At 36.9% G+C, this 1,549-nt stretch carries 1 protein-coding gene; it reads right to left on the bottom strand.

The window, feature by feature from the left end; all coding sequences use genetic code 11:
- Positions 1-1,118: cache domain-containing protein (locus BMX26_RS09325; protein WP_180366078.1), on the bottom strand; the 1,118-nt coding region annotated here is incomplete at its 3' end.
- Positions 1,119-1,549 lie beyond the last annotated feature (431 nt).

Genomic DNA, 1,549 nt, shown 5'->3' with positions numbered 1-1,549 from the left:
GAAGCTACAACTGCATTATAGCCATAGGTTATCCGATTAAATTCGTTGCCATCAGCCTTAGGGTTAGTAATATCAAGTACAATCCGGTTGGTCAGACTTCCTTCAAGCTCCTTATGCCTAAATTGGGTCAAGTTTCCATCTTTAGCCTTATTGAAGGTCTTCATAATACGGTTGGTACTCTTAGTAAAGACTGCTCTGACAAAAAGCGAAATCAAGACCACTAAAATCAGCATAACAATTCCAAGTCCAATACTGCGCCGAATAGCTGTGCCCAATTCCGTGTTTAGGTCGTTTTCTTGGACATAAGCATAGGCCCAATACTTGCTGCCTTTTTCACCCTTGTTGAAATAAACACTGGAGATAGCCGAGCCATCCTTAACTTTGACAAAGCCCTTGCGCTTCTTAGAATTTTTAACCGCTTGGAAAGTCTTCAAAGAAGTCAAGCTATTGCCCCGAGAATAAGCTGCATCACTGATGGGACTAGCTGAAGCAATGGCAATCCCCTTGTTAGAGCACAAAGCTACCCGGCCGGTTTTACCAATCTTCATTTGGTTAATTGGACGTTCAATTGTATTGAAGTAAACATCATACGCCACAACACTGGTTTTGCCTTGCTGATCTTTAAAGGCATATGAAGCTGTCAATAAATAATCACCAGTCGAAGCATCTTTATATGGCAGCGACCATTGTACCGTATTCATGTGTTTAACGGCTTGCTTATACCACGTACTGGTCTTGACATTATAATCCGACGGAACTTTGCTGGTTCCAACATACTTGCCATCGCTGTTACCAACTTTAACGGCAATAAAAGCATCATTGCTATCAACAATTTCTTGTTCGTTTTCTTGTAAGACTTTGCTTTCCATCCGTCCTGACTTAAAAGTGGTATAGTTGACCGCCTTTTTCAAGGATTTAGCTGTCGTTGATTGCAAATGTCTTCTTTCTTCTTGAATTAAATTAACAGCACTTTGCTTTGAAAAATTATTTCTTTCAATAACCGTTTCTTGCAATGACATATAACTAGTCAATTCAGCAATAAATAATGGCACTAAACCTAAAATCAAAAGTACTATCAGGACAAATGTTCCTAACGATTTTTCTTTTTTCTTCTTCATATGTTAGCCTTACCTTTCTACATTTTTTAATTTCTTAATCAATTCATATACATTTTTATTATACCTTAGATAAATTCCATATTTAGCTTTGTCGTCAAAAGTGTACTTTTTTTTCGATTTTCCAACAGATTTAACTAAAAAAAGATGTCAATCCTCTAAAATTAATCAAAAAAATAATATGTTAACTTATTTACGAATAACTGTTTATTATTTTGCGATTATTCTTATAAAAAACGGTATACAAAAAGGACGCTATTCAGCGTCCTTTTTCATTAATCTTTCAAATTAACATCCAGCTTATCCGTAGCTTGCTTTAAATGATCAGAAATGTCGTGTAAATCGGAAACGTGGTTGGTAAATTCATCCATCGTTGCCAAAACTTCTTCGGAGTTGGCCGATACTTCCTGGGTCCCAGCGGCATTTTCCTGCGT

The organism is Ligilactobacillus sp. WC1T17 (genome assembly GCA_900110005.1).
GTDB classification, from domain to species: domain Bacteria; phylum Bacillota; class Bacilli; order Lactobacillales; family Lactobacillaceae; genus Ligilactobacillus; species Ligilactobacillus ruminis_A.
This window is presented reverse-complemented; position numbering and strand designations above follow the sequence as displayed.